23 protein-coding genes are annotated in these 26,431 nt (G+C 56.8%); 7 read left to right on the plus strand and 16 right to left on the minus strand.

Annotated elements, in window-relative coordinates:
• The first annotated feature begins 12 nt into the window (after positions 1-12).
• Positions 13-399, plus strand: coding sequence for a 2-iminobutanoate/2-iminopropanoate deaminase (ridA, locus tag MUU47_RS03325; protein WP_258986733.1), 387 nt, complete (start codon positions 13-15; stop codon positions 397-399).
• 77 nt (positions 400-476) lie between these two features.
• Here the strand turns inward: ridA and MUU47_RS03330 are convergent, their stop codons facing one another.
• The 3 genes from MUU47_RS03330 to mgtL all read right to left on the minus strand — a co-directional run bounded on the left by MUU47_RS03330 (position 477) and on the right by mgtL (position 5,961).
• On the minus strand, positions 477-2,870 hold the full coding sequence (locus MUU47_RS03330; RefSeq protein WP_258986734.1) for a beta-N-acetylhexosaminidase: 2,394 nt from the start codon (positions 2,868-2,870) through the stop codon (positions 477-479).
• A 173-nt stretch (positions 2,871-3,043) separates the two neighbouring features.
• Positions 3,044-5,752, minus strand: a complete 2,709-nt coding sequence (gene mgtA, locus MUU47_RS03335; protein ID WP_258986735.1) for a magnesium-translocating P-type ATPase — start codon at positions 5,750-5,752, stop codon at positions 3,044-3,046.
• Between the two features lie 155 nt (positions 5,753-5,907).
• Positions 5,908-5,961: a mgtA regulatory leader peptide MgtL gene (mgtL, locus tag MUU47_RS23465; RefSeq protein WP_373422899.1), complete on the minus strand. Its 54-nt coding sequence runs from the start codon at positions 5,959-5,961 to the stop codon at positions 5,908-5,910.
• 187 nt (positions 5,962-6,148) lie between these two features.
• Between mgtL and treR the strand changes: the two genes are divergently transcribed.
• The 3 genes from treR (at position 6,149) to treC (ending at position 10,375) form a co-directional block, all read left to right on the plus strand.
• Positions 6,149-7,096, plus strand: a complete 948-nt coding sequence (gene treR / locus MUU47_RS03340) for a trehalose operon repressor TreR (protein ID WP_258986736.1) — start codon at positions 6,149-6,151, stop codon at positions 7,094-7,096.
• Between the two features lie 153 nt (positions 7,097-7,249).
• A complete protein-coding gene (gene treB / locus MUU47_RS03345; protein ID WP_258986971.1) occupies positions 7,250-8,668 on the plus strand; it encodes a PTS trehalose transporter subunit IIBC in 1,419 nt (472 codons plus the stop codon).
• A 51-nt stretch (positions 8,669-8,719) separates the two neighbouring features.
• Positions 8,720-10,375, plus strand: coding sequence for an alpha,alpha-phosphotrehalase (gene treC / locus MUU47_RS03350; protein WP_258986737.1), 1,656 nt, complete (start codon positions 8,720-8,722; stop codon positions 10,373-10,375).
• Between the two features lie 89 nt (positions 10,376-10,464).
• On the opposite strand, the gene celB is transcribed toward treC, so the two are convergent.
• From celB to MUU47_RS03365, 3 genes are all read right to left on the minus strand, one after another.
• Positions 10,465-11,817: a PTS cellobiose transporter subunit IIC gene (celB, locus tag MUU47_RS03355; protein WP_258986738.1), complete on the minus strand. Its 1,353-nt coding sequence runs from the start codon at positions 11,815-11,817 to the stop codon at positions 10,465-10,467.
• 46 nt (positions 11,818-11,863) lie between these two features.
• On the minus strand, positions 11,864-13,171 hold the full coding sequence (locus tag MUU47_RS03360; protein ID WP_258986739.1) for a 6-phospho-beta-glucosidase: 1,308 nt from the start codon (positions 13,169-13,171) through the stop codon (positions 11,864-11,866).
• Positions 13,172-13,252: 81 nt separating this feature from the next.
• On the minus strand, positions 13,253-13,561 hold the full coding sequence (locus MUU47_RS03365) for a PTS sugar transporter subunit IIB (protein ID WP_110512165.1): 309 nt from the start codon (positions 13,559-13,561) through the stop codon (positions 13,253-13,255).
• A 257-nt stretch (positions 13,562-13,818) separates the two neighbouring features.
• Here MUU47_RS03365 and MUU47_RS03370 point away from each other — a divergent pair, with 257 nt between their 5' ends.
• The 3 genes from MUU47_RS03370 (at position 13,819) to nrdG (ending at position 17,735) form a co-directional block, all read left to right on the plus strand.
• Positions 13,819-14,562 (plus strand): MurR/RpiR family transcriptional regulator, encoded by a 744-nt coding sequence (locus tag MUU47_RS03370; protein ID WP_258986740.1) that lies wholly within the window; start codon positions 13,819-13,821, stop codon positions 14,560-14,562.
• A gap of 373 nt (positions 14,563-14,935) precedes the next feature.
• Positions 14,936-17,074, plus strand: a complete 2,139-nt coding sequence (gene nrdD / locus MUU47_RS03375; protein ID WP_258986741.1) for an anaerobic ribonucleoside-triphosphate reductase — start codon at positions 14,936-14,938, stop codon at positions 17,072-17,074.
• A 196-nt stretch (positions 17,075-17,270) separates the two neighbouring features.
• Positions 17,271-17,735 carry an anaerobic ribonucleoside-triphosphate reductase-activating protein gene (gene nrdG, locus MUU47_RS03380; protein ID WP_258986742.1) on the plus strand — a complete coding sequence of 155 codons (465 nt, stop codon included), beginning with the start codon at positions 17,271-17,273 and terminating at the stop codon, positions 17,733-17,735.
• A gap of 32 nt (positions 17,736-17,767) precedes the next feature.
• On the opposite strand, the gene MUU47_RS03385 is transcribed toward nrdG, so the two are convergent.
• The 10 genes from MUU47_RS03385 to MUU47_RS03430 form a co-directional block, all read right to left on the minus strand.
• The gene (locus MUU47_RS03385; protein WP_258986744.1) at positions 17,768-19,678 is read right to left on the minus strand and encodes a BglG family transcription antiterminator; all 1,911 of its coding nucleotides are present in this window, start codon (positions 19,676-19,678) and stop codon (positions 17,768-17,770) included.
• Between the two features lie 47 nt (positions 19,679-19,725).
• Positions 19,726-20,877 (minus strand): lactonase family protein, encoded by a 1,152-nt coding sequence (locus tag MUU47_RS03390; protein WP_258986745.1) that lies wholly within the window; start codon positions 20,875-20,877, stop codon positions 19,726-19,728.
• Positions 20,878-20,964: 87 nt separating this feature from the next.
• Positions 20,965-21,705 carry a 2-dehydro-3-deoxy-phosphogluconate aldolase gene (gene dagF / locus MUU47_RS03395; RefSeq protein ID WP_258986746.1) on the minus strand — a complete coding sequence of 247 codons (741 nt, stop codon included), beginning with the start codon at positions 21,703-21,705 and terminating at the stop codon, positions 20,965-20,967.
• Positions 21,702-22,820: a DgaE family pyridoxal phosphate-dependent ammonia lyase gene (locus MUU47_RS03400; protein ID WP_258986747.1), complete on the minus strand. Its 1,119-nt coding sequence runs from the start codon at positions 22,818-22,820 to the stop codon at positions 21,702-21,704. The genes dagF and MUU47_RS03400 overlap by 4 nt, the downstream gene beginning before the upstream one ends.
• The gene (locus MUU47_RS03405) at positions 22,804-23,937 is read right to left on the minus strand and encodes an amidohydrolase/deacetylase family metallohydrolase (protein ID WP_258986748.1); all 1,134 of its coding nucleotides are present in this window, start codon (positions 23,935-23,937) and stop codon (positions 22,804-22,806) included. The genes MUU47_RS03400 and MUU47_RS03405 overlap by 17 nt, the downstream gene beginning before the upstream one ends.
• An 18-nt stretch (positions 23,938-23,955) precedes the next feature.
• On the minus strand, positions 23,956-24,600 hold the full coding sequence (locus tag MUU47_RS03410) for a DUF4310 family protein (protein WP_258986749.1): 645 nt from the start codon (positions 24,598-24,600) through the stop codon (positions 23,956-23,958).
• An 11-nt stretch (positions 24,601-24,611) separates the two neighbouring features.
• Positions 24,612-25,388, minus strand: coding sequence for a DUF4311 domain-containing protein (locus MUU47_RS03415; RefSeq protein WP_258986750.1), 777 nt, complete (start codon positions 25,386-25,388; stop codon positions 24,612-24,614).
• 21 nt (positions 25,389-25,409) lie between these two features.
• The gene (locus MUU47_RS03420; protein ID WP_159759389.1) at positions 25,410-25,709 is read right to left on the minus strand and encodes a DUF4312 family protein; all 300 of its coding nucleotides are present in this window, start codon (positions 25,707-25,709) and stop codon (positions 25,410-25,412) included.
• Between the two features lie 2 nt (positions 25,710-25,711).
• Entirely contained in the window at positions 25,712-26,074 is a 363-nt protein-coding gene (locus MUU47_RS03425; protein ID WP_159759391.1) for an SFCGS family glycine-rich protein, read from the minus strand.
• Positions 26,075-26,084: 10 nt separating this feature from the next.
• Positions 26,085-26,414 carry a glycine dehydrogenase gene (locus MUU47_RS03430; RefSeq protein ID WP_110512152.1) on the minus strand — a complete coding sequence of 110 codons (330 nt, stop codon included), beginning with the start codon at positions 26,412-26,414 and terminating at the stop codon, positions 26,085-26,087.
• Positions 26,415-26,431: the final 17 nt, after the last annotated feature.

Below are 26,431 nucleotides of genomic sequence, written 5' to 3' on the forward strand. Positions count from 1 at the left end.
AATGGAGACATCATGACTAAAGTTATCGCGACGGAAAATGCACCAGCAGCCATCGGCCCATACGTTCAGGGCGTTGATTTAGGCAGTATGATTATCACTTCCGGTCAGATCCCGGTGTGCCCGAAAACCGGCACCGTAGCAGAAGACGTTTCCGCGCAGGCACGCCAGTCTCTGGAAAACGTGCAGGCTATCGTTGAAGCCGCAGGTCTGAAAGTAAGCGACATCGTGAAAACCACCGTTTTCGTGAAAGATCTCAACGATTTCGCCACCGTTAACGCCACTTATGAAGCATTCTTCACCGAGCATAACGCGACCTTCCCGGCACGTTCTTGTGTGGAAGTCGCGCGTCTGCCGAAAGATGTGAAAATTGAAATCGAAGCGATTGCTGTTCGTCGTTAATCGCCACACATGCCCGGCGGCATTACGCCACCGGGTTTTGTAGGCCCGTGTAAGCAAAGCGCCACCGGGCAACCGTTTTACTCTATCCGCGTCGCGCGCAGCAGCATTTCCAGCGGATACACCGCGGCAATCACCACTTCATCCTGCGTTTTCGCCGCTTCATCCAGCTGCGACTGAATAGACGCATACTCTTTGTCATCCAACGTGCCCTGTCGCGCCACCAAGTCGGTTAAACGCAGCCCTAACGCCGCCAGTTTATCGACCTGCAACGCCACCGGCTTCATACTCGCCAGCTGATGGTTACCGTCGGTCAGCACCAGCACGTCCGCGGTGTTGTTCTGCCAGCGGGTGAAGACGTGACGCAGCGCATCGGCGCTCTCATTATCTTCCGCGTCGCTTATCAGATTATCCGCCCACTCATTGAGATGACGCACGGTGTTGCTCTCAGCCGGGAGCGCGTCGGCCACGCGGTTCAGCGGCTCAAAGGCGTGATAATTCCCGGCCTGGAATTTCAGGTGCTGGCGAGTGTAATACTGTGCAGGCTCAATGGCCTGAGCGAGAATTTGCAGCGGCAGCGTGCTTCCGCCGTTCGCCAGCCGCGTAAACTGCACCAGCTGCTGCGTGTGCTGTTGCAGCCCGACGGACACCGTCGACCAGCTATCAATCGCCTGCAAGCGCTGATACATATTGTCGGTGTCGGTCACATCCTTCGCCGACCACAGGCGTTCTGCCACCACGAAACCACGTGGCCACAGGCGGATATCCAGCACCGGAGCGACGATATTTTCCGCCCACAGCGCGGCTTCGCCACCCAGCAGATTCTTCTGCTGCGCGTCATCCGGCACCACCGGTTGAATGCCTTTCGGCACATCATCCAGGCGCTCGCCGCTGATCGGATAGCGGACGTTGCCCACCAGGAAATAACCTTTCAGTTGGTCATCGTGAATGCTCAGCACCGGGCGGGTTGCACCCATCCAGGTATCGACCGTGAAGGTCACCTGATCCGGGCTCAGCCATTCGATATCATCCACCGCACGGCGGGATTTGCCTTTAAAATCAATAAATCCTCGCCACTCCTGGTCGCCTTTGACCAACGTAAAGGTGCCTTCCACGGCGCTGCCTTTCAGGCGCGGCATGGTGAAAGTCCAGCTCTGAGCGCTGTCGGCGTCGCTGATTTTGTCCACGCCGTTCAGACCCTGCGGCACGATTTCATTGCGATAGTGATAGGCGGCACTTTGCGGCTGATCGAGGTAGAACCCGGTCGACAGAATGCCCTTATAGCCATTTTTCGTCACTTCACCCAGCGCGTCCTGCCCTTGCCAGGACTGGATCAGAATACTTTTCGGCAGGTCCGGGTGATAAATTTCATCCCAGCCGACCATCTGGCGATGGTGTTTTTCGAGGATAGTTTCCAGCTTGCGGTTGAAGTACGCCTGCAGCGCGTGACTGTCCGCCAGCGTGTTCTCCTGCATAAATTTCTGAATCGCCGGATTGTTTTTCCACTGGGTATCGTCCACTTCATCGCCGCCGATGTGCAGATACGGATCCGGGAAGATAGCCGCCAGTTCGCCGACCATTGCGTCCGCAAAGGCGTAAGTCGCTTCTTTTGTTGGATCAAGCACCGGCTTCAGCACGCCCCAATGGCGCTCCATTTCATAGGGGCCCGGCGCGCTCATCAGCTCCGGGTACGCCACCGCAATGGCCGAGGCGTGCCCCGGCATATCGATTTCCGGTACCACACGAATGCCGCGATCTGCGGCGTAGCGCACGATGTCTTTCATCTGCGCCGGGGTATAGAACTTGCCGTCACTGGCGAGCTGTTGCAGTTTCGGGTAACGGGTCGATGCAAAACGCCAGCCCTGATCGTCGGTCAGATGCCAGTGGAAGACGTTGAGTTTGGCTGCCGCCATGCCATCGAGTTGACGTTTGATATCTTCAATCGGCAGGAAGTGACGCGCGGAATCCAACAGTACGCCACGCCATGGGAAGCGAGGCGCATCCTCAATGGTGACGTAAGGAATAGCGGTGTTGTCCGGGCCGTTTTGCAACAGCTGCAGCAGCGTTTCAATGCCGTGCATCGCGCCAAAGCGGGTGTTGGCGGTGAGCTTCACACCGCTTTCATCGACCACCAGCTTATAGCTTTCATCGCTATCCGGGCGCGGGATGGCCGGAACTTTACGCGCGATGACGATATCAATCGTCGGTGATTTTGCAGGCGCACTTTGCGGCACCATTTCCCAGCCGGTCTGACGGCCAATGCGCTCGCGCAGACGGTTTACCGCGTCCCCTAAATCATCACCGGAAAGATTGATGGTGAGCTGGTTATTCAGCACCAGCGCCCCCTGCGCCGAAGGGCGTTCGACCTGAGCCGGCCACGGCATCAGCGGTAAATCTCCGGCTGGCGTTGCCAGCGCAAAGCCGCTCAATAAGAGTCCGGTCGTCAACAAGCTGTAGCGCACAGTTTTAAGCATGAGGGTTCCTTTATGACGGGCCAAAAAAAGGCAATCCAATGAGGTAACACGGGGGATATTAAGGGTCAAGAGCGAGGCGCGACCTGCGTCACAACTTATTGGTAATTCAGTAAAATACCAGGTCCCTCACCCCGACCCTCTTTTCTCAAAGAGGGTCGGGGTGAGGAGAAGGATTATTGCCAGCCATAACGCCGGGTATAGACCCCTTTCACCAGCTGCGTCAGCGTCATATACCCCACCAGAATCGCCACCAGCCATGGGAAATAGGAAAGCGGCAGCGCCTGCAGCGACAGATACGACGCCAGCGGCGAGAACGGCAGCGCGATACCGACCACCATCACCACCAGGGTCATCACAATCAGCGGCCAGGCAGCACGGCTCTGGATGAACGGAATTCGGCGCGTACGGATCATGTGCACAATCAGGGTCTGCGACAACAGCCCAACCACGAACCAGCCGGACTGGAACAGCGTCTGGTGTTCAGGCGTATTGGCGTGGAACACAAACCACATCAGGCAAAACGTCAGAATGTCGAAAATGGAGCTGATTGGGCCGAAGAAAATCATGAAACGTCCCAAATCTGCCGGGTTCCAGCGCTGCGGCTTCTGAATTTGCTCGTCGTCGACGTTATCAAACGGGATTGCCACCTGGGATACATCGTACAGCAGGTTCTGAATCAGTAAGTGCAACGGCAGCATCGGCAGGAACGGCAGGAAGGCGCTCGCCACCAGCACGCTGAAGACGTTACCGAAATTAGAACTGGCGGTCATTTTGATGTATTTCAGCATGTTGGCGAAGGTCCGACGGCCTTCAATCACCCCTTCTTCCAGCACCATCAGGCTTTTTTCCAGCAGAATGATGTCTGCCGCTTCACGGGCGATATCCACCGCACCGTCGACGGAAATCCCGATATCCGCCGCACGCAGCGCGGGTGCATCGTTGATGCCGTCACCCATAAAGCCGACCACGTGACCTTCGCGTTTCAGCAGCGTGACGATGCGTTCTTTATGCATCGGCGTCAGGCGCGCGAACAGCGTGGTGCGTTTTGCCAACGCCGCCAGCGCGTCGTCGCTCATCGCATCCAGGCTGCTGCCGATCACTACCTCGCCCACATCCAGCCCGACTTCGTGACACACTTTCGCCGCCACTAATTCGCTGTCGCCGGTGAGGATTTTGACGCTGATGCCGCTCGCCTTCAGCGCTTTCAGCGCCGGTGCTGTGGTTTCTTTCGGCGGATCGAGGAACGCAATGTAGCCTTCGAGGGTAAGATCCGATTCATCAATACGCTGATAATCCCCTTCGCGCGCAGGCAGATATTTCGTCGCCACCGCCACCACGCGCAGGCCCTGACGGTTGAGAGTGTCGGTCACGCGTTTGATACGGCGCAGCATGGTGTCGTCCAGCGGCACAATGTCACCGTTGTAGCGCACCTGGGTACAAACGTTGAGGATTTCCTGCAACGCGCCTTTGCAAATCAGCTGATGCACGTCGTCCTGCTCGGCCACGACGACTGACATCCGGCGGCGTTCAAAGTCGAATGGGATCTCGTCAATTTTCTGCCAGCGTTCGGACAGCCCACGCGCCGAGTTTTCATCGACGCCTTCCAGCACCGCGGTATCCAGTAGGTTTTTCAGCCCGGTCTGATAATGGCTGTTCAACCAGGCGTTATGCAGCACGCGCTCGCTGGTTTTGCCGGAGATGTCGGTGTGATTCTCCAGCACGATTTTGTCCTGCGTCAGCGTCCCGGTTTTGTCGGTGCAAAGAATGTCCATCGCGCCAAAGTTCTGGATGGCGTCGAGGTGTTTAACGATAACTTTCTGTTTTGACAGCTTCACTGCCCCGCGCGCCAGCGTCGAGGTGACGATCATCGGCAGCATTTCCGGCGTCAGCCCGACCGCCACGGACAGCGCAAACAGCGCCGCTTCCCACCAGTCACCTTTGGTGTAGCCGTTGATCAGCAGCACCACCGGCGCCATCACCAGCATAAAACGAATCAACAACATGCTGACGCGGCTGATGCCTTTCTGGAAAGCGTTCGGCTCGTTTTCCTGCTCGCTCACGCGCCCGGCCAGTTGACCAAACCAGGTATTGCCGCCGGTCGCGAAGACAATCGCCTGCGCCGTGCCGCTCACCACGTTGGTGCCCATAAAGCAAACCGTGTCGCTTTCAAGCGGGTTATTTTGCTGCGGCATACGGGTGCGCGCCACTTTCTCTACCGGCAACGATTCTCCGGTGAGTGAGGCCTGAGCCACGAACAGATCGCGGGCCTGAAACACGCGAAGATCCGCCGGGATCATATCTCCGGCAGACAGTTTCACGATATCGCCCTGCACCAGCCGATCGATGGGGATCTCCAGCCAACGGCTTTCGCCCCGATCGTTAACCACGCGCAGCACCGTCGCGGTGTTGCTGACCATCGCTTTCAGCGCATCCGCCGCTTTGGTGGATCGCGCTTCCTGAATGAAGTTCAGCAGGGTGGAGATCCCCACCATCAGCGCGATCACTCCGGCCGCAAACACGTCTTCGGTGGAGTACGAAATGGCCCCGAGAATGGTCAGCAGCAGGTTGAACGGGTTGCGATAGCACAGCCACAGATGCACCCACCACGGCGACGGTTTCTGCGCCGGGATCACGTTGCTGCCGTGCTGTTCGCGGGCGCCTTCGACTTCCGACGCGTTCAGCCCTTCCGGGTGACTGTTAAAGGCGCGCCAGATTTCATTTTCATCCATCCTCGCCACGTTAAGACACTGTTTGCTTAACGAATCCGGGATTGGCGTTGAAGCCAAATTTTTTCCGTCAGGCAGCGGATCGCGGCTAACCAGACGATGTGGCAGGTGGCGGCTGAGCTGCGCGAACAGCTGCCGTGTGAAGTTTTTCAGCATAATACGTCCCTCTGCGCTCACCGTTCGGCGATCGCGGGTTTCTTACAGGCACAGCAAAGCCGCACCTGAAGGGTACTTTAAGAGTTAAAACAGGGACATCAAAGAAGTGACGTCACTGCCTCACGCGTTGTCCGGCAAGGCAGCGAAAGACTGGCTTACCGGAAAAAAATGTTGCTCCATCGATGATGGGGAGTGGGATCGGGATCCATACAGCCTCCGGTAAGTGAAATAAACGGCGCGAACTATACGCCTTTAACCCTACAATGCGTAGCGACAATGCCATTATCTTACCCCCCCGACACTAAACGGAACGTATACCAGACTTTACTCATTGAACTGTTTCTCGACGCGTTTACGCTTATAATCACTTCGCCTTTACTGACACGGGAAAAAAGGATGCAAAACCGGCTGACTATCAAAGACATTGCGCGCTTAAGCGGCGTCGGGAAATCGACCGTCTCCCGCGTCCTGAATAATGAAAGCGGCGTCAGCCAACGCACCCGTGAACGGGTGGAAGCGGTGATGAATCAGCACGACTTTTCCCCTTCCCGTTCAGCCCGGGCGATGCGCGGTCAGAGCGATAAAGTGGTGGCGATCATCTTGAGCCGTCTGGATTCGCTGTCGGAAAACCTCGCGGTGCAGACCATGCTCCCGGCCTTCTACGAGCAGGGTTACGACCCTATCATGATGGAAAGCCAGTTCTCCGCGGAGAAGGTGACGGAGCATCTCGGCATGTTGCGACGTCGCAATATCGATGGCGTGGTGCTGTTTGGGTTTACCGGTATTTCCGACGCGATACTTGCGCCGTGGCGCGAAACCCTGGTAATGCTGGCGCGCGATGCCAAAGGCATTGCCTCGGTGTGCTACGACGATGAAGGGGCCATCACGCTGCTGATGCAGTCGCTGTTCGATAAAGGCCACCGCCACATCAGCTATCTCGGCGTGCCGCACAGCGATGTGACCACCGGAAAGCGCCGTCACGATGCGTACCTCACCTTCTGCAAACAATACAAACTGCACCCGGTCGCCGCACTGCCCGGTCTGGCGATGAAACAGGGTTACGACGCTGTCGCCAGCGTGACCCACAGCGAAACCACCGCGCTGGTGTGCGCCACCGACACCCTGGCACTTGGCGCCAGCAAATATCTGCAAGAACAGCGCAACGACACCCTGCAACTCGCCAGCGTCGGCAACACGCCGCTGATGAAGTTCCTGCACCCGGAAATCGTGACCGTTGATCCCGGCTACGGCGAGGCTGGACGCCAGGCCGCGCATCAGTTGATCGAACAGATCAACGGCCGTGCACAGCCACAACAGCTGGTGATCCCCGCCGCCCTGACCTGACCTTTCCCCGCCCGAAAAAACGATTTATTGTGATCGCCGCCCCGCTTCGGGAACGTTCCCATTTTGCAAAATAAGCGAAACGGATAGGCTTGCGTCCAGTCATATAACACTCAACCCAACGTCCAACACGAAATCATTCGATGAGGCTCCATGATGAGCAAAGTCAGACAACAGGATATCGATCAGCTGATCGCATTGGTGGGCGGTCGGAACAACATCGCCACCGTCAGCCACTGCATTACCCGCCTGCGTTTCGTGCTGAACTCCCCGGCGGAGGCCAACCCAAAAGCCATCGAAGAATTGCCGATGGTTAAAGGCTGCTTTACCAACGCCGGGCAGTTTCAGGTGGTTATCGGCACCGAAGTGGGCGATTACTACAAAGTGTTGATCGCCAGCACCGGACAAGCGTCGGCCGACAAAGAGCAGGCCAAACTGGCGGCGCGCCAGAACATGAAATGGCACGAGCGGATGATCTCGCACTTCGCGGAGATTTTCTTCCCACTGCTGCCCGCGCTGATCAGCGGCGGCCTGATCCTCGGTTTTCGAAACGTTATCGGTGATGTACCGATGAGCAACGGCCAGACACTGGCGCAGATGTATCCGGGCCTGAAAACCCTGTATGACTTCCTGTGGCTGATTGGCGAAGCCATCTTCTTCTATCTGCCGGTCGGCATCTGCTGGTCTGCGGTCAAGAAAATGGGCGGCACGCCGATCCTCGGCATCGTACTGGGCGTCACGCTGGTTTCTCCGCAGTTGATGAACGCTTACGAACTCGGCAGCAAAATCCCGGACGTATGGAACTTCGGCCTGTTTGCGATTGAGAAAGTCGGCTATCAGGCGCAGGTGATCCCGGCATTACTGGCGGGTCTGGCGCTCGGTATGATTGAAACACGCCTCAAACGCATCGTCCCGGATTACCTGTATCTGGTTGTGGTGCCCGTGTGCTCGCTGATCCTCGCGGTGTTCCTGGCCCACGCGCTTATCGGCCCGTTTGGCCGCATGATTGGTGACGGCGTGGCCTTCGCGGTACGTCACCTGATGACCGGCAGCTTCGCACCCATTGGTGCCGCATTGTTCGGCTTCCTGTATGCGCCGCTGGTGATTACCGGCGTGCATCAGACTACGCTCGCCATCGACATGCAGATGATTCAGAGCATGGGCGGCACGCCGGTGTGGCCGCTGATTGCGCTGTCGAATATTGCGCAAGCCTCGGCGGTGGTCGGCATCATTATCTGTAGCAAGAAACACAACGAGCGTGAGATTTCCGTACCCGCCGCCATTTCCGCCTTCCTCGGCGTGACCGAACCGGCGATGTACGGCATCAACCTCAAATACCGCTTCCCGATGCTGTGTGCAATGGTCGGCTCTGGTCTCGCGGGCCTGCTGTGTGGCCTGAACGGCGTGATGGCAAACGGCATTGGTGTCGGTGGCCTGCCGGGCATCCTCTCCATTCAGCCCACCTTCTGGCAGGTGTATGCCGTCGCGATGGCGATTGCAGTGATTATCCCGATTGTCCTCACCACCGCGGTGTACCAGCGTAAGCACCGTCAGGGCACGCTGCAAATTGTATAAATCCTTTTGGGGCGCGTTTGCGCCCCGTTCTGTTTTAACCAGGAAAGTCTTATGAACAACCTCCCCCACTGGTGGCAAAACGGCGTTATCTACCAGATCTATCCAAAAAGTTTTCAGGACACCACCGGCAGCGGCACCGGCGATTTACGCGGCGTGACGTTGCGGCTGGAATACCTGAAAACCCTCGGCGTAGACGCCATCTGGCTGACGCCGTTTTATGTCTCGCCCCAGGTAGATAACGGCTACGACGTGGCGAACTACACCGCCATCGACCCGGCTTACGGCACGCTGGATGATTTTGACGAACTGGTGGCCGAAGCCAAATCACGCGGTATTCGCATCGTGCTGGATATGGTCCTCAACCACACTTCCACGCAGCATCCGTGGTTCCAGGCATCGCTCGACCCGGAGAGCCCGCACCGCGAGTTCTACATCTGGCGCGACGGTAAATCCGGTGAACTGCCGAACAACTGGCGTTCGAAGTTTGGCGGCAACGCGTGGCAGTGGCATCCCGAAAGCGAACAGTATTATCTGCACCTTTTCGCCCCGGAACAGGCGGACCTCAACTGGGAAAACCCGGTAGTGCGCGATGAGCTGAAAAAGGTCTGCGAATTTTGGGCCGATCGCGGCGTCGATGGCCTGCGTCTCGACGTGGTGAATCTGATTTCTAAAGACCAGACGTTCCCGAACGATCCTGTCGGCGACGGGCGCTGTTTCTACACCGACGGCCCGCGCGTACACGAATTCTTGCAGGAAATGAGCCGCGACGTGTTTATGCCGCGCGGCTTAATGACGGTCGGCGAAATGTCTTCCACCACGCTCGGTAACTGTCAGCAATACGCCTCCCTGGCGGGCCACGAACTGTCGATGACGTTCAACTTCCATCACCTTAAAGTCGACTACCCCGGCGGTGAAAAATGGACGCTCGCCAAACCCGATTATGTGGCGCTGAAAGCATTGTTCAGCCACTGGCAGCAAGGGATGCACAACCGGGCATGGAACGCGCTGTTCTGGTGTAACCACGATCAGCCGCGCATCGTGTCGCGCTTTGGTGATGAAGGGGAATACCGCATCCCGGCGGCGAAAATGCTGGCGATGGTGCTGCACGGTATGCAAGGTACGCCGTACATTTATCAGGGCGAAGAAATTGGCATGACTAACCCGCATTTCGCGACGATCGCCGATTATCGCGACGTGGAAAGCCACAATATGTACGCAGAGCTACACGCGCATGGCCGTGATGCCGATGAATTATTGGCGATTCTGGCCAGTAAATCGCGCGACAACAGCCGCACGCCGATGCAGTGGAGCGCGGAAACGCACGGTGGTTTTACCCCCGGTGAGCCGTGGATTGGCCTGGCCGACAACGTGGAGGAAATTAACGTTCAGGCGGCGTTAAAGGACCCGGATTCAGTGTTCTACACCTATCAACAGCTGATTGCCCTGCGTAAAGCCGAACCGCTGCTGACGTGGGGGAACTATCAGGACTTACTGCCGGAACATCCGTCGTTGTGGTGCTATCGCCGCGAATGGCAGGGCCAGCAATTGTTGGTGGTGGCGAACCTGAGTCGTGACAGCCAGCCGTGGCAGCCGGAAGCGGTCGAGGGCGAGTGGAACGTGGCGATGCGTAATTATCCGGACCTGGATGCTCAACCGGGCGCGATGACCCTGCGCCCGTTTGAAGCGGTATGGTGGATACAGACGTAATAAGTTGAATTGCCCGGCGGCGCGTTGCTGTGCTTGTCAGATCTACCGATCTCGTAGGCCCGCGCAAGCGTAGCGCCGCCGGGCATTTATTATGCGTTTGGTATTCCGGCTATGGTTTCGGCGCTCTCTTTTGTCTGCGACGCATGTTCCTCTTTTGCCTTCAATTTGTCCCAGGCGCGGAAGAACGGATAGTAAATCACCAGCGAAATCCCGAGGTTTACCGCCTGCAACACCGTGCCGGAAATATGCCCGCCCGTCGCCAGATAACCGCTGATGAAAATCGGCGTGGTGAACGGCAGCGCAATCCCCGCAGGCGGTGCCACCAGCCCGGTTGCCATCGAGGTGTAGGTGACTATCACCAGCAGCACCGGCGTCAGGATAAACGGCAGGAAGAAGTACGGGTTCATCACCAGCGGAATACCAAACACCATCGGTTCGCTGATGTTAAACAGCGCGGCCGGCGCGGCGATTTTACCCAACTGTTTCATCTGCGCGCTGCGGCTGCGGAACACCATGAAAATCACCAGCCCTAACAGCGCACCCGTCCCGCCCGGCGCAATCCACAGATCGTAGAACTGCTGAGTGATAATGTGCGGAATAGGCAAACCGCTCTGGAAGGCGGTCAGGTTTTCCGCCATGTTCGACAGCCACACCGGCTGAATGAACACCAGCACAATCGCATCGCCGTGCAGGCCGAGCGTCCACAGAATCCCAATCAGAATCACCGAGATAATCATCCCCGGCAGCGTGCCGCCAACGTGATGCATCGGAATGCCGATCAGCGTCGCAATCATGCTGTTGATGTCGCCAAACGGTGAAGCTTCCACCGCCAGACGCAGGGCCAGCACCACTGCCAGCACGCAGAAACCCGGCACCAGCGCGAGGAACGATTTCGCCACCGCAGGCGGAACGCCGTCCGGCATTCTAATCACCAGATTACGGTTGGTGACAAAACGGTAAATCTCAGTGGAAAGCAGCGAAATAACAATCGCCACAAACAGCCCCTGGCTGCCCACCAGACTCACCGGGATCACCCCTTTAACCACTTCTGCCGCCCCGTGAACCGGCGTGAACATCGTGCTTTGCGGGATGGTCATCACGAACGCCACCAGCGACATCGCCCCGGCGGTGAGCGGGTCGAGCGTGCGGTATTTTTCCGCCAGACGATACGCAATGCCGAAACTCGAAATCAGCGCCATGATGTCGTAAGTCGCTTTCACCGGATACAGCATTTTGTCACGCCAGACGTCGCCAAAAAGATGCGTCATCATATCGGCATAACCCGGCACCGGCAGGTAGGCAAAAATCAGGAAAAATGAGCCGATCAGCATAAACGGCATATTGAGAATGATACCGTCGCGGACCGACAAGACGTGCTTTTGCCCGGCGATTTTCAGCGCGACGGGCATGACATAGCGTTCAATAAGCGTAGTTTTTGACATGATAAAACCCCGTCTCTTCCGTTAACGTCCGTTAAAATAGCCGAACTCAGTTAAATTGCGGTAACCACTGACGATTCAGGGTTAACACTTCCTCAAGCAGCGCCTGTGCGTCGGTGACATTGCCCACCAGCGGGTTGGTCACCAGCGCCAGCAGCGCACTTTCCCGACAGCCGTGAACCGCCGCCTCAATCGTTAAGTGTTCGAACGCTTTGACCTGCTGAGTGAGTCCGTTCATCGCCGGAGGCAGCGGGCCAAATGCCAGCGGCCGCGCGCCCTGCGCATCGATAATGCTGTTGGTTTCCACCACCGCATCGTCGTCCAGGCCGTGGATCGCCCCGTTATTACGGGTGTTCACCACCATCTCTTTGCCCAAATTGTTGTGAATCGCGTTGATCAGCTCCACCGCCACTTCGGAGTAATAGGCACCGCCGCGGAAGCTCAGCTGCTCCGGCTTTTCGTCCAGATTCGGATCGGCATACAGCGCAAACAGCTCCTGCTCGACCTTCATCACCTGCTCCGCGCGAGTGCCTTTGCTTTTCGCCGCGTCGATTTCGTCCGCCAGCATCGCAGGCGTCAGCCAGAAATAGCGATGGTACGGGCACGGAATAGCCTTCAGCGCGCGCAGAAAATCCGCCGGCCACGGCAGCTCTTTGATGTTGTTCATCGACAGCGCATTGCCGTCGCACAGCATCTCAATCACTTTCGCGGTGACGTCCTGATGGTCCTGCATCACTTTGTGGATCCACACCATGTGGTTCAGCCCGGCGAAGCGCAGGTTCAGCGTGGCTTCATCGGCGTTAAGCATTTTGCCAATCATGTGCTGCATGTTGATGGGCACGTTGCACAGGCCGATGATTTTCGCCTTGCTGTAGCGGCTGACCGCTTCAGTAACAACTCCCGCCGGGTTGGTGAAGTTGAGAATAAAGGCGTCGGGGGCCAGCTCCTCCACTTTACGCGCCACCTCGAGAATAACCGGAATGGTGCGCAGCGCTTTGGCGAAGCCGCCCACGCCGGTGGTTTCCTGGCCCAGCAGATTGTATTTCAGTCCTAACCGTTCATCCTGAGCACGCGCCGCCAGTTGCCCGACACGCAGCTGCGTCAGCACAAAGCTGGCCCCGCGAATCGCATCATCCAGCGTGAAATGCACGCTGACTTTGACGTGTTCGAGTCCTTTGTGTTTGAGCATGCGCTGGGTCAGCGCGGCAATAACATCGACTTTTTCGCGCCCTGATTCCACGTCCACCAGTGCCAGTTCCGTTACGGGAAGCTGCTCGTAACGCACAATAATCCCTTCAATCAGTTCCGGGGTGTAGCTGCTGCCGCCGCCGATCACGGCGATTTTTAAGGATTGCATGATGACCTCGTTTTTGGCACACGAAAGCCCACGCGTGAACGCGAACGCCACGCGGAAGTGCCCGTCAGGATATAAAGGAAATTAGTGAGCGATCAGGGCCAGCGCTTTGTCGAGCACCGCCGCGCCGCGCATCATGCCGTAGTCGGCCATGTCGATAACCGCGACGGCTTTGCCCTGCGGCTCGGCGATGGCGGACAGGCGGGCAATTTCATACTTAACCTGTGGGCCGAGCAGCACCACATCGGCACCCGGCAGCTCGCGTTCGAATTCAGCGACGGGCACGGCGTAGATATCCAGCTCCAGCGCACGCAGCTGCGCTTCAGCTTTCATTTTATTCACCAGCATGCTGGTCGACATTCCAGCGGCACAGCATAAAACGATTCGTTGCATGACTTTCCCCTTCAGTGATTCATACGGTCAATCTGGATACGAATGACTATATTGTTAAGATTATGTAATAGTGAAGGCTATATGAAATTTATTTTCATGGATGTGATCAATGCATAATTTTCAGCCATTATTTGCGCCTGTGCAGCGGGAAGATCACGCGAAAACGTAGGCGTTATTGGGAATTAATGGTATAAAGTGAGTTATCAATAAGTGAAAAATATTTTCAAATCGTGACTTCGCGCAAAGGACAGAACCGGATGGATATCGTTGGTCAACTGAAGGATGGGATGAGCCGTTTCAGCACCCAGGAATCCCGGGTGGCGGCGTTTATTCTGGAAAACATGAGTTTTACCGCCAGCGCCTCCATTGACGAACTGGCGGCGAAAGCGGGCGTCAGTCCGGCGACCATCACCCGTTTTGCCCGTTCTGTGGGCTGCGACGATATTCGCGACCTGCGTAAACAACTGGCGCAGGCCAGCGAACGCCGCTCGACTTGGGTGTCAGGCAACAGCGCCGCCCTGCCATCCACCTGGCGCGACCGCTTTGATACCGTCAATCTGACCCTGACCCACCAACTGCAGCACACCAGCGAAAGCGCGGTGGAAAAGCTGAAAGCACGGCTGCAAACGGCTCGCGCGGTTCACTGTTTTGCCCTCGGCGAACAGGACATCCCGCTCGCAACCCTGCTGCAACACCAGCTGCTGCCGCTCGGCATCGCCATCAATCTGTGCCAGGACGGCAACCTGATGCGCATGATTGCCAGCACCCTCAGCGACGATCACGTACTGCTGGTGTTAGCCACCGGCCCGGCGGATAACCTGCTGCAAAGCGCCACACTGCAGGCCAGAATGCAGGGCGCGACCATCTTTGCTCTCACGCCGGATACTCACGCGCTGAGCAACATGGCCGCAGAAGTGCTGCCGCTGGCCCCTTCCGCCCAGGCTGCACGTTACGCGCTGCTGATGCTGGTCGACTTGCTGAACGACACCCTCATCGCGTGATCTTTTTCACAACATGGGTTGCACGGTGACCACCTGATTTCGCTGCTTTTTTACACAGCTCAAACTATCAGAAATTTCATTTGAAGCCGCGTTGCCCGTCTGCTGTGCTGTCCCGTTTTTACTTTGTTCTGAATCAAAAAAATCGCAAACATGTTTGATGCATATCACTATATATAGAACTTAGAATGCACCCCGACCCTACATATTGTATTAATCGCCTATTCTCACACCAATCCCCTAAGGACATGAGTGATGAGTTTTGTGGATAAAAAGGGCCGGAACCTGAGGAAGTTATTGGCGTATAAGCCCATTGACGTCTCAGGCGCGCATTCCCCCTCTGTGGATAACCTGTTCTTATAATTATGGAGTGATCATGACACCGCATGTGATGAAACGAGACGGCTGTAAAGCGCCTTTCAAGTCAGCACGCATCCAGGAAGCTATCCTGCGTGCGGCCAAAGCAGCGGGAGTCGATGACGCAGACTATTGCGCCACCGTCGCAGAAGTCGTTAGTGACCAGATGCAGGGCCGTGATCGCGTTGATATCAACGAAATTCAGACCGCGGTCGAAAATCAGCTGATGTCTGGCCCGTATAAACAGCTGGCACGCGCTTACATTGAATACCGTCACGACCGTGACGTGCAACGCGAAAAGCGTGGCCGCCTGAATCAGGAAATTCGCGGCCTGGTTGAGCAGACCAACTCCGCGCTGCTCAACGAAAATGCCAATAAAGACAGCAAAGTGATCCCGACCCAGCGCGACCTGCTGGCGGGCATTGTCGCCAAACACTACGCGCGCCAGCATTTGCTGCCTTATGACGTGGTGCAGGCGCACGAGCGCGGCGAAATTCATTACCACGACCTCGACTACTCGCCGTTCTTCCCGATGTTTAACTGCATGCTTATCGATCTGAATGGCATGCTCACCCAGGGCTTTAAGATGGGTAACGCGGAAATTGCGCCGCCGAAGTCCATCTCTACGGCCACCGCCGTCACCGCGCAGATAATTGCCCAGGTGGCGAGCCACATCTATGGCGGCACCACCATCAACCGCATCGATGAAGTGCTGGCCCCGTTCGTCACCTTAAGTTTTGAAAAGCATCGTAAAACGGCGGAAGAATGGCAAATTCCTGATGCCGATGGTTACGCCCACGCCCGTACCGAAAAAGAGTGCTACGACGCGTTCCAGTCTCTGGAATATGAAGTGAACACGCTGCACACCGCCAACGGCCAAACGCCGTTCGTGACCTTCGGCTTTGGCCTGGGCACCCGTTGGGAATCGCGGATGATCCAGCAGTCTATCCTGCGTAATCGTATTGCCGGTCTGGGCAAAAACCGCAAAACCGCGGTGTTCCCAAAACTGGTGTTTGCGATCCGCGATGGTCTGAACCACAAAGTCGGTGACGCCAACTATGACATTAAGCAGCTGGCGCTGGAGTGCGCGAGCAAGCGTATGTATCCGGACATTCTGAACTACGACCAGGTGGTGAAAGTCACCGGTTCGTTCAAAACGCCAATGGGCTGTCGCAGCTTCCTCGGCGTGTGGGAAAACGAAAACGGCGAGCAAATCCACGAAGGCCGCAACAACATCGGCGTTATCAGTCTCAACCTGCCGCGCATTGCGCTGGAAGCCAAAGGTGACGAAGCGGCGTTCTGGACCTTACTGGACGAACGTTTACAGCTCTCCCGTAAGGCGCTGATGACTCGTATCGCCCGTCTGGAAGGCGTGAAAGCGCGCGTGGCCCCAATCCTGTATATGGAAGGTGCCTGCGGTGTGCGTCTGAACGCTGACGACGACGTGTCGGAAATTTTCAAAGACGGTCGCGCGTCCATTTCTCTGGGCTATATCGGCATTCACGAAACCATTAACGCACTGTTTGGCGATTCGCACATGTACGACAGCGACGCGCTGCGCGAAAAAGGCGTGGCCATTGTGCAGCGTCTGCGTGACGCCGTGGACCAGTGGAAAGACGAGACCGGCTATGGATTCAGCCTGTACAGCACGCCAAGTGAAAACCTGTGCGACCGCTTCTGCCGTCTCGACACCGCCGAGTTTGGCCTGGTCGATGGCGTAACCGACAAAGGGTATTACACCAACAGCTTCCACCTCGACGTGGAGAAAAAGGTGAACCCGTACGATAAGATTGATTTCGAAGCGGCCTATCCGCCAATCGCTAACGGCGGTTTCATTTGCTATGGCGAATACCCGAACATTCAGCACAACCTGAAAGCGCTGGAAGACGTGTGGGATTACAGCTATCAGCACGTGCCGTATTACGGGACCAACACGCCTATCGACGAATGCTACGAGTGCGGCTTTACCGGTGAGTTCGAATGCACCAGCAAAGGCTTCACCTGCCCGAAATGCGGCAACCACGACGCCGCACGCGTATCAGTGACTCGCCGCGTGTGCGGTTATCTCGGCAGCCCGGACGCACGTCCGTTCAACGCCGGGAAGCAGGAAGAAGTGAAGCGCCGCGTGAAGCATTTGGGGAATGGGCAGCTAGGTTAAGCTCGCTCCTCAATGATGCCCGCTGGCGAGAAGCTTACCGGGCCTAAGCTTGTTAATGTTTCCGCAACGCAATTCACGTCAGAGCAAGGCGGCAAATGAGCAAGTCCCGGGGAGCTTACTCAAGTAAGTGACCCGGGCGCACGAATGCAGCCAACGCCGCTATGGCGTTAATTGATAAGCGGACGAGAAGCGAAAAATGAATTACCACCAATATTATCCTGTCGACATCGTCAACGGGCCGGGTACGCGCTGTACTCTGTTCGTCTCTGGCTGCGTCCATGAATGCCCTGACTGCTATAACAAAAGCACATGGCGGCTGAACTCCGGCCTGCCGTTTACCGATGAGATGGCGGACCGCATCATCGCCGATCTGAACGATACGCGCGTCAAACGTCAGGGGATTTCGCTCTCAGGCGGCGATCCGCTGCATCCGCAAAACGTGGCGGAAATCCTGCGGCTGGTAAAGCGCATTCACGCGGAATGCCCGGGGAAAGATGTCTGGGTGTGGACGGGCTACAAGCTTGATGAGCTGAACGCGGAACAGCTCGAGGTGGTCAATCTCATTAACGTGCTGGTCGATGGCAAATTTGTGCAGGACCTCAAAGATCCGGCGCTTATCTGGCGGGGCAGCAGCAATCAGGTGGTTCATCACCTGCGCTAGAAAAAGCGGAGTTCTGGCTCCGCTTTTTTGACTTAAAACCGGCTCACGCACTCCATCGCCACGGTTTTAAACTCACTGAAGTTTTTGCAGATACAGAGCCGGGCCATGGCGCGTTCGCGCAAGAAAGTGACGAAAATATCGTAAATCGCCATCGCCTCTTCGTATTCGCTTTTGCTGATGGCGAGCAGGAAAATCACCTGTGCGGTTTCATCGCCCCAGGCAATTCCCTTCGGGGCCAGCACCGTGTACACCACCGTTTTCTTGGCCATTAACCCCAGGGCGTGCGGCAAGGCAATGCCATCCCCGAGAATGGTGCTGACAATCGCCTCACGTTCAATGACCGAATCGACAAAGTCGTCATCGACAAACCCTTCATCGTTCAGCTGATTGCACAGTTCAGCCAGCAGCGTTTGCTGATCGACCGGCTCGTTGATGACGCGGAAATGGCGTGCATCAAAGAACTTCTCCAGCATCCACGGGCGGGTGCGGTCCACCAGCACCAGCTTGCCGATTTGCTCCAGCTGATAATCGGTTGGGAACGGCGACATCACCACCACCGGCTTGTCTTTCTCGGTGATGCGCACCGTCGAAACCACGAAGTCTTCGCTGATACCATCTCGCTGTTCGTAATCGCGCAGGGTGATCGTTTCGGTCATCACCAGCTGCGGGTACTTGCGCTGCAGTACCGCTTCAATCATCCGCACCATCGCGTTGCCTGCATCGCACACCAGCAGCACGCGCGGCTGGCGCTGATAGCCGATGTTGTAATGCCGCTCAAGCCCCACGCCGATATGCAGCACCAGGAAACCAATTTCATTTTCGCTGATGGTCCACGGCGTGTATTTACTCCAGCCGGACACCGCCGCCAGGGTCATATCCCAGGCCATCGGATAGTGCTGTTTAATGTTATCGAGCAGCGGATTGGGGATCATAATCTGGTAGCGCACGCGGGTGATCATGGTCTTGATGTGGGTCAGCAGGTCTGCGTGCAACTGCTCATCGCTGAGCATGTTGTAGTTATAGTGGCTGTTGATGTACTGCAGAATGTAGTTCACCAGCGCTTCATCATCGTCGGCGTTAATCTGGCTCGGGGCGATGTCCTGCACCTGGCGCGCCGCAATATGCACTCGCAGCCAGTTCTCTTCCGAAGGGGCCAGGGTTTTACCCGCCAGCTGTTGAATCGCGACGGCGATATCACGGGCCGCATTGCGCACCGCGTCATCGACATCATCGGCGCTGAATTCTGGCAGCGGATACCCCTCGCTAACGCGACGCACCGCCACCGCGCAATACAGCCGCACGAACAGCTCACCTTCGTCGGTGAGGCGAATGTGCCAGCGGCTAAACGCGTCCTGCAACACGGGTGTCAGTTGCTCAGGCACGCCCGCATTGAGGGCCTCCTGGGTCAGCAGCGGATGGGTACTGTCCTGCTGCGCCAGTTGCCACAGCCGGTCTGTCAGGCAGGCACGGATGGTCATTTCGCTGCCGAACAGCTTCACACCGTGCCGCGGCCGGGTTTCCAGCGTCAGCTGATAACGAGCCAGCCATTCACGCACTTCCGCCATATCGCCCTGCAACGTGGCGCGACTGACAAACCATTCATCGGCCAAATCTTCCAGCTTCAGAGAAAAGGCTGACGTCAGAAAACGAACCATCAAATAATGCACCCGCTCGCTACCGGTTCGCGGAATACGCAACAGGCGCGGGCGGGAATCCTGCAAAGACTGGAACAGCGTCGGGTCATCCACACGCAGCTGATAACCGTTACCCCGGCTAAGCACAAACTGCGCGCCGTGCTGAAGTAGCAGGGCATTGAGCGCGGTGATATCTGCCCGAACCGTACGCGTAGAAACGGACAACCGCTGGGCGAGCTCGTCCTGCGGCAGCGTTTCGTTTTGCAACATATCAAACAGTTGCGCTAAGCGTTGGTTCGGAAATCGCACTCGGGTGTCCTCTTTTCAAAACGGGCGATGAACGCCCGACATCCAGCTTAATTTTTGGGTGATATCACCATTTGCGATGGGCTGCCTACCGCAGTGTAGCCAGGCTCGAAGGTCAATTTTCCGGTGTGCGGGGCGACCTTAAAGCGAGTGATGTTGTCACTGCGCTGGTTCATGACGTACAGCCACTGGCCTTTCGGGTCCAGCGTGACGGTGCGCGGGTAATCACCACGCGTCCACACATCATCCTGATGAATGAGCTCACCGTCGGCGGATACCGTAAAGTGTGCGACGCTGTTATGCAAACGATTGGCGACATATAACTGTTTCCCATCGTGACTCAGCGTCAAACCGGCAGCAAAATTGGTGCCTTTATAGTCTTTTGGCAGCGATGAGACGGTTTTTCCTTCGGTCAGCGTGCCCTTCGCCGAATCGAGACGGTAGTGCGTCAGCGTCGAGGCTTCTTCGTTGATTAACCATAGTCCATCCCCCTTCGGCGTGAAGACAAAGTGACGCGGCCCGGCACCTTTGGAAGACGCGGCAATAAACGGCGGCGTGTTTGGCGTCAGCTTGCCGGTGGCATCATCCAGTTGATACTGGTAGATCCGGTCGAGACCCAGATCGGTTGAGAAAACGTATTTTCCCTGCGGATCGGCGGCGATCATGTGCGCGTGTGGTCCGTTATGATCGCTGGCGGCAAAGCTTCCTTCAACGGCGGCTTCTGGTTTGCTCGCGCCCGCCGGGCCTTCATCCTGATGCGTGTCCGTAGCCTCACCGAGGCTGCCGTCCTCTTTCACCGGCAATACCGCAATCGTACCGCTGACGTAGTTCGCTACCAGCAAGTGGCGACCGTTCGGTGTCAGGGACAAATACACCGGACCCGCGCCGCCGGAAGACACCTGATTCAGCGCCGTCAGACTGCCGTCGGCAGCCACTTTCCAGGCCTGCACCACGCCCTTCTCCGCTTCACTGGCGGCGTACAACGTTTTGCCGTCGTGAGAGACGGTCAGTTGCGCAGCGTTAGGCAGCGAGCTGACCAGGGTTTTGTCGTGCAGTTCTCCGGTGGAAGGATCAACCGCGAAACGGTACAGGCCTTCGCCGTTCGGGTTATAGGTGCCGACCCAGGCGAACTGTGTCTGTGCGTTGGCAGCGGTGGCGAGAAGTGAAAGTGAAGCGACAAGCAGATGGCGTGCGGACAGCATGGGAACTCCTTGACGGTCAGTTGATGAGTGGTCTGATGCCCTCTCCCCGCCTCTCTCCTATGGGAAGCGCGGGGTGAGGGCGGGAAATTACCCTACCAGCTTTTTCGTCATCTCCAGCAGCGAGCGCACATCCGCCGGGCGGGTGTTGCCGCTGTCTTTGTCGATGATCGAACTGTAAATGTGTGGGATCACCTTTTTCACGCCCGCATCGAGAGCGATCTTAAGGATTTCGCTGTAGTTTTCCAGGGAGATACCACCGGTCGGCTCCAGCCAGAAATCGTGGCGAGCGCAAGCTTCGGCGACTACCTGATATTCATCACGACACTTCAGGCCACCCATCGGGAAGTATTTGATGGAGCTACAGCCCATATCTTTCAGCAGCGCAATCGCGGTATCGACCGGCACAATGCCGTCCTGCTCTTTGCTGCTCAAGGGACCGGTGGAGATTTTGACCATCCCCGGCGTGCCGGTTGGAGACACCAGACCGTTAACCACGGTTTCATTCTGCCCAAGCAGCGCGCGGCTGGTGGCCACGCCGGTGAACACCTGGTTCACGTGCTGCGGCTGCACTTCACGGGAAATCTGGCTCACCATGTCGGACTGGTTCGGATCGCCGGCGCCAAGGCCGACGGACAGCGCGTTATCAATCAGTGCCGCGTATTCACGCATATCGGCGACTGCGGTCGCGACGTCCGGATAATTTTTAGAGAGCACGCCGACCAGCACATGGCCTTCTGCAGCCTCATACACGTCGCGGGCATTCGCTTTCGACCCAGCGAGGACATTCAGACAGACACGGTCACGGTAAAAATTCGGGGTCAGTTTCATGCGTTTTTTTCCTTGTTCAGCTCTTCTGCAATACGGCTTGCGACAATCTCCAACTGCTGCGCATTCACACTGCGCACATCAGCTTCAATAATGCCTTCGTTGGCCTTGTAGCCACGGAAGTAGATGGCGTATTCGCCTTTTTTCAGCTCGGCCACCAGTTCGCCTGTGGCAAGGCGGGTGACGGCTTCATCAAACTTGATTTCGGTACGGGCGATATCCCGACCCGCGGCATCCCACACTACGCGAGATGTCACACCGTTCAGGGCATTGAGCGCGGCGATAAATGGCGTCATTTTTTCCACCATCTGCACGCCGCTCTCTTTTTCCGCCGTCAGGTAATGTTCGATGGCGCAGGTCAGGCCGAGAATGCCTTCTTTACCCACTTTCATCGCGCGGCCAATGCCCGCCGTCTGGCGTTTGACCCACTCGACGTACTGCGTTTTGCCGATAACCAGACCGCTGGTCGGCCCTTCAATCGCTTTCGCGCCGCTGTAAATCACGAGGTCAGCGCCCGCACGGTAGTAACACTGCAAATCTTCTTCTGCGGCAGCATCCACAATCAGCGGCAGATTGTGTTTACGCGCCACCACGACCGCCTGCTCTACGCTGAGCATACTTTTCTGTACGCAGTGGTGAGACTTGATATAGAGGATTGCCGCGGTACGTGGCGTAATCGCCGCCGACAGCTGATCGGCGGAACACTCGTTGGCGTAGCCCGCTTCCACCATTTTACCGCCGCCAAGCGCGATCATGGTGCTGACCGGTGCGCCAAAGTTGACGTTGTGCCCGCGCGGCAGAACGATTTCGTTATTCTCAACCGGCGTGTTGTGCAGGTTTTCCAGCAGCCAGTCACTGTCTTTCACCAGCACGCCAGCGATAGACTGCGCGATGCCTGCGGAGGCGCAGGAAACAACCGTTGCGCCTTCTACGTCCAGCAGTTTCGCGATGTACTCGCCGGTTTTGTTCACCAGGTCTTTCATTTCGAAGTAGTGATTCATACCGGTCAGGACCGCCTCAACCACTTCCGGGCGCGGGGTCGACACACCAAGCGCCGTCATACGGCCAGAGGCGTTAATCACTTGTTTCAGCTGGTATTTCTCATAAATCGAAGACATGTTCTGCACTCCCTTGTTCGGTCAGATAGCCCTTGCCTGCACGGATTGCGGCCAGCGGCACCAGATCCTGGTCCGCCTGCAGGGCGTTGTTTTCAGCATCCACCAGCGTGACCGGCTGGCGTTTCAGGGTGAATAGGGTGAGGTCGGCGTCGAAACCTACAGCCAGGTGGCCTTTATTCTTCAGGCGAATCGCCTCGGCGGCGTTGGCGGTCACACAATCGATCACCTGCGGCAGCGACATCCCGATGGCGAGGAATTTCGCCATCACACGCGCCAGGGAATGCACCGGCCCGTTGATGCGGTTGCGACAGTAAATGTCTGAGCTGATGGTGTGCGGCAGAATGCCCATCGCAATAGCCTGTTTGGCGACGTCAAAACTGAAGCTGGCGGTGCCGTGGCCCACATCCAGCTTGATGCCACGTTTCAGGGCGCCGGAAACCGAGGCACGCAGCTCGCCCGACGGGGTCAGAATGCGGTTCGGTTTGCCATTGTAGCAGTGGGTAATGATGTCGCCAGAGGTCAGCAGCTCGGTGATTTCATCGAGGTTCGGCGGGTTATTGCCGATATGCACCATCAGCGGCAGGTTGCCGTTAGCTTTCTGAATGTCTTTCGCTTTTTCCAGCGGCGTGATGCCGTTTTCACCGACCACACTGCTGCTCATGCGCGCCTTCAGCCCGACGATGAAATTCGGATGGCGCTTGATGGCGGCCGTCGCGGCATCAGCATCAATGTTCGCCATGTTGGCTAATTCATTCTGCGCGATAAGACCCACGCGAGAGATGTTCAGCAGCGCATACACGTCGGTGGCACAACTGCGGGTCAGTTCGTGGAAGGTATCCACATCGTCTGCCCCGGTACTGCCTGCATCGATGACGGTGGTGACGCCGGTCGCCACGCCCACGCTGTCCGGCTCGTCGTTATAAATGGGCGATTTCGGGTAGCAGTGAACGTGTAAATCAATCCAGCCCGCGCTGACGTAGTGCTCGCCGTTGAGAGAGACGACTTTCGTCGCCTCACCGTTAATCTCGCCCAGCGCTGCAATCTTGCCGTCTTTAATGGCGATATCCGTTACCGTATCGTCAACCAGTCGTGCGCGCTTAAGCAGTAAATCAAACATCGCTTTCTCCTTGCAGACTTAGCCGATCGCGACCGGGAAGATAGCCCCGAGGATCATTGCACCGAGGATAGCCCCACCGGTGATCGGCTTCTGCCAGATGTAGAACAGTAACGCGCCGACCAGCGAGCCAATACCGATTGGAATGGAGGCGGTCATCGCGCTGAGGATAATCAAAGGACCGAGGAAGCGGCCAGAGGTGTTACCCGCGCCCATCATCACGTCGGCGCCGTAGGTAGAGTCGCTCTGATTGATGGTGAACTTACGCGCCAGAACAATGAGATATCCCACCGCCAGGCCCAGAATAAGCCCTGTCACCAGAGATGCGGCAAAGTTGGCGACCGGGAAAACGATGCCCGCCCCCAACAGTAATGCCGGAACACCAAGGCCAATACCAGTCTGAATGGCACCACCGATGTCGAGGATCCCCACCAGCGAGCCTTCAATGATACGGGCGAACAGGAAGCTTGCGCCGAACGCGGCAACCGCGCCATATACGCCAGTATCAATACCCGATTTCAGCATCGCCACGAAGGCCACTTCGTTGAAGGCACCAATGCCGTACAGGTAGTACATGTGTGTCCCGGCGAATACGCCGGAAGAAAGCAGGCCGACAAAAATCGGGAATGACCAGTCCGCGTACCAAAAACCTTTATTCTGTTCCATGCGTTATCCCCTTATTTCCCGCTCATGGCGTTGTGAATCAGATCCAGCCAGTTCGGCACCGTCATGTGGAAGGATTCAATCATCTTCATGTCGAAGCCACGGAAGAAGGCACTCAGCACAAACAGAGCCACGATCGCACCCATCATCACTTTAGTGACACGATGCCAGCCGCTCTCTTCAACGCCTTTACCAATCAGGATACCCAGCACCAGGCCCGGTACGGCGTTACCCATAATCAGCTGCGCAGCGCCGCCGAAGATAGTTGCCCAGAAGCCTGATTTCTTGCCGGCATCAATCGCCGCCAGCCAGAAGATGACAGGCATGATGATATTCACCAGCAGGTTAGCCGCAGGGACCAGCACTTTCACCGCAGTCACCTGCAGCGCTTCCGGTACTGCCGAGGCGGTAGAGTTCAGGAATGCCACTACGATCATGCCAATCACGCCGCAGGCAATCGCCATCTTTTTCGGGTCGTGCAGGGTTTCTGCCACGTTGCGGTTTTTGATCATCAGCGCCGCGGCACCCCAGTTCGGGATGATGCGGTGGTCAACGTCCTGAGTGAAGGCCCCCGCCGCCACTGAGGATGCCCAGGCGTTAAAGAAGAAGCCCAGACCAAAGGAGAAATGGGAAGCCGGGTCACCTTCACAGGAGTTCAGCTCGCCCAACGTACGAAAAGCACCCATCCCTTGCGTGGTGGGCGCATGAAACATGCGTGCAGCTCCGGCACCCACACCGACGCCGACCAGGCCGCCAATAATGAGTGATTTAAAGAGAATAATCAGGAACATGAGTCTGTCCTTTTCTAATGGTTATGTTGTCGTGACGAAATCTACTTTGTCGAGATTTAACGCTGTCACGTTGACGGTGACATCCAGCTCAACGCTGAACGTGCGTCGTTCCCGGCGCAGAAAGATAAACAGAAATGCCTCTTTCCGGACCGATTCCTGCGCATGAACAACCGCCACGTCCTGTGGTTCGATGCGCAGTAAAATATGCGATGACGCTTTCATCACCGCACCCTGTACCTGGTTGAGCGCATCGGCAAAGGCGCGTGATTTGGCCTCGCCTTTGCCCTTGACCCTCACCGTGGTGGTGAATTGTTCTTTCATACTTATGCGCCGTATTTCTTCTGCCAGGCCAGCACCAGACGCTCGCCCAATTCTTCTTTATCCATAAAGCCGAAGCCCAGTACGTTCGCGCCTTCGTTAATTGCGGTAACGCCTTCATCCACTGAGCGCATGCCGTATTTTGCTTTGTAACCGTGCTTGGTCTGCGCGGTAATCGCACCTGCGCCGCCGCTGCCGCAGAAGGAGATGCCGAAGGTGGCATTTTCTGCTTTCATCACGTCGCCCAGTTTCATATCAGCAGCCACGCCCGGCACGACTACCGCACGACCACCGGCCTTTTCCACACCTGCTGCAACTTTCTGACCTTTGCCCAGACGATCGCCAATCACTACGGTAATTTGTTCCATGTTTTTCTCCTTAAAGGTTTTCTTTCGCTACTTCGAAGTGCACCGACAACAGCCAGGCTTCTTCATCCGGAAGGTTGCCGAACTGCGCTACCACTTCGCGGGCAAGCGACATTGAATCGGGTGAAATTTCTTCAAACAGGCTGGCTTCTACTTCTGGCAGCGGCTCGCCGGTAATGGATCGGTGTGCCATTGCGCGGACATGAGATGTCAGCATTTGCTCCTGGACGGCGTTCGGGATAATGCCATGACCTTTCAGCAGGCTGTAAACCTGGCTCAGCATGCGTGTCGCAAGCTCTTCTGTCTGACTCCCAACGTCGGTAATAACTGCTCCGTTGTTCACTCTTCTGACCCCGTTTG

Source organism: Scandinavium hiltneri, from assembly GCF_024764835.1.
Taxonomy (GTDB): Bacteria; Pseudomonadota; Gammaproteobacteria; order Enterobacterales; family Enterobacteriaceae; genus Scandinavium; species Scandinavium hiltneri.